The sequence below is a fragment of the Sphingobium sp. BHU LFT2 genome (assembly GCF_018604485.1).
Classification (GTDB): Bacteria; Pseudomonadota; Alphaproteobacteria; order Sphingomonadales; family Sphingomonadaceae; genus Sphingobium; species Sphingobium yanoikuyae_A.
In genome coordinates, this window is the sequence record NZ_JAFCGW010000047.1 from 1 (window position 1) to 2,954 (window position 2,954).

2 protein-coding genes are annotated in these 2,954 nt (G+C 61.3%); one reads left to right on the forward strand and one right to left on the reverse strand.

The window, feature by feature from the left end:
• Positions 1 to 2,183: TonB-dependent siderophore receptor (locus JQK15_RS26225; RefSeq protein WP_214869548.1), on the reverse strand; the 2,183-nt coding region annotated here is incomplete at its 3' end.
• Between the two features lie 383 nt (positions 2,184 to 2,566).
• Between JQK15_RS26225 and JQK15_RS26230 the strand changes: the two genes are divergently transcribed.
• A complete protein-coding gene (locus tag JQK15_RS26230) occupies positions 2,567 to 2,737 on the forward strand; it encodes a hypothetical protein (protein WP_214869550.1) in 171 nt (56 codons plus the stop codon).
• Positions 2,738 to 2,954: the final 217 nt, after the last annotated feature.

Here is a 2,954-nt window from a genome sequence, read left to right on the forward strand (position 1 = left end):
GAAACCGCGCTGCAGGTCGCGACATAGCGCTTGTCGGCGATGTTGCGGCCGTTGATCGAGAAGGTCATGCCCTCCAGTGCGTCCGACGCCTTGCCCAGGTCATAGCGGATGAAGAGGTCGAACAATGTATAGTCGGGAATGCGGAGCGAGTTGGCGGTGTCGCCATAGCTCTTGCCGGTATAGCGCACGCCGCCGCCGAAACCGAGGCCGGCGAGCGAACCGCCTTCGATCGTCTGGTTGAGGAACAGCGACGCCATCCATTCGGGCACCTGCGGCAACTCGTTGCCGACCTGACCCGCCGTGTTCGACTTGGTGACCTTGCTGTCCATGCGGGTCGCGGTCGCGATCACCGCCATGCCCCAGGGCAGGGTCGCCTTGCTCTCGAACTCAAGCCCGCGCACCCGTCCCTCGCCGGTCTGCACCTGACAGCTGGGCGCACAAGGCTTAGCGGCTAGCGTGGCGGCAGTGCTGCCTGTGGGAAGGTCCGCCAGGGTCGCGGGCGTGGTCATATTCTGCTGGGTGATCTGATAGGCGCCCAGCGTCACATAGATATTGTCGCCATGCTGGTAGCGGATGCCCGCTTCATATTGCTGGCCCGTCGTCGGCTTGAATGGCTCAGCCGTCAGATTGGTCGTGGGATCGCTGACCTGCGGCTGGAAGCTTTCGGAATAGCTGGCATAGGGCGCCAGGCCATTGTCGAACATGTAGACGGCGCCGGCGCGCCAGGTGAAGGCGTCGCTCTTGGTGATGTAGCGATTACCGGTGATGGGGTTGTAGGTATTGTCCTTCGCCCAGTCCTGCCGGCCGCCCACGGTCAGCCGCAACTTACCCAGCTTGATCTGGTCCTGCAGATAGACGCCCGCCTGCTTGCTGACCGTTTCGGTATAGACTTGCGGCGACATGTTGCTGGCATAGCCGGCCGAGCCACGCGACACCGGATCGAAGATATCGAGGATGGGCAGCACCAGCGACGAACTGACGAGGTCGCGATAATGCTCCCACTCCGTGTGGAAATAGTCGACCCCGCCCAGCAGTGTGTGCTCCACCGGACCGGTGGTGAATTTGGCCTCCAACTGGGTGTCGGTGGCCAGGCCGTCGCTCTCGCCCTTGCCCTGCACCGCGCGTCGGCTGATCGTCTGGCCGGGAATGCAAGCCGCGATGCTCGACGGGCAGGTCGTCAGCGTGTTCCCCGACAGCACGACGACGCGATAGAGCGTGTCGAGATGGGTATAACGGCTGTTGTTGCGGATCGTGATCGCGTCGTTGAACTTATGCTCGAAGAAGGAGCCGATCAGATACTGGTTGCGGTCAAAGGTGTTCCAGTCCGGCTCGCCCAGATTGTCGTCATTGGCGATATATTTGCCGTTGCTGGGATAGAGCGCACCCAGCGCCGGCAGGAACTGGAAGGTCGAACCACCCTTATCCTGCTGATACTGGCCCAGGATCGTCCAGGTCGTGGCATCGTCCGGCTTCCAGGTCAGACTGGGCGAAATATAGCGGCGGCCGATCGAGACATCCTCGACCTGGGTATCGCCATAGCGCGACAGGCCGACGATCCGGCCCGACAGGGTCGAAGTAATTGGCCCGCTGACATCGGCCGCCGCCTGATAGTTCCAGTTGTCGAGGTCGGTCGTGCCGATCGCCTGGAGCATGACATTGGCCTGGAATTCGTCGGTCGGCCGCTTGGTGACGATATTGACCAGGCCGCCTGGCGCGGTTTGGCCGTAGAGCGCGCCCGAAGGGCCCTTGAGCACTTCGATCTGCTCCAGCGCATAGGAATCAAAGCCCGGCCGCGTCCATTGTCCACCCGAAGGCAGGCGCAGGCCGTCGACGAAATTATTGTTGGACGAAAAGCCACCCGCGCCAAAGCCACGCACCGACACTTCGTCGACGCGGCTGTCCACGCCCCAGCTTTCCGACTGCACGCCCGCCGTATAGGCCAGCGCATCAGCGATCGTCGGTGAGGCGCGCAGATTGATTTCCTCGCGACTGATGATCGAGATCGACTGGGGCGACTCGATGATCGGCGTGGCGCTCTTGGTGGTCGAAATGGCCGACGACTGACCGGTCGCGGTGACGATGATGATGTCGTCGCGGTTCGCCTCCGCGGGTGCGGCCTGTGCATGGGCGATGGTGGACGTGCCCGCCAGAATGAGGGCGGTGGCGATGGAAATTCTGCGCATGATGATCCCCTAAATTCGGGGTCCAGCTAATGCGAATCGGTCGCGTTAGCAACCTTGGAGATATTTCAGCTTCTTTGCAGGATGTTGCAAAGCGCCTGTTTGGGCGTCAGAGCAGAGCAATATCAGCCATTTCCTCGCGGGTTGTCTATTACGCTGACCGGACGGGACGCGTTCCTACACTGTCAACAGGAAGCGGATTTTTAGAAAATCAACGTCACTTGAGCAGCATTTTCGGAGGTAATCCGTAACTAATGAACTTGGCCTTTTCGTTGCATTCTTCTGCAACAACCTGTTCATCAGCCTTTCACAACAGCCTATGAGAAGCTCTCGTTATGCCGGTGGGCCCCGCACGGTTACGCTCGTCTCATCCAAGGGAGGCGACGATGGCCGACGAAACGCACAGCCAACTGCATCAGGGCGCGATCCTGGAGGGGGCGGGTAGCGACCAGTCGAGTTGGCTCGATCCCGAGCCTATGAATATCCTCGCCGACCCGAAGCCGATCATTGCCGACAGCGATGAGAAGGCTCGCGCGATCGAAGACGCTGGTCGTTAAGCGCTCGACCACAGCTATATGGGGCAGGCCAAGCGGATCATCCAGACAGCGCAGGAGGCGGGTGTGGCACTGCGCCTGGCCGTCGATCGCTTCGGTGATTGGCGCTCGCAATTCGCCGGTTCGCCCGAACCGTTCCGCCGCTTCCGTGAGGAGGTGGTGCCGATCCTGCAAGCGCGGGGTCTGTTCCGCACCGAATATGCGCATGACACGCTGCGCG

Coding starts and splice junctions, on each gene's coding strand:
- JQK15_RS26230 (WP_214869550.1), top strand. CDS start 2,567: ATGGCCGACGAAACGCACAGCCAACTGCATCAGGGCGCGATCCTGGAG.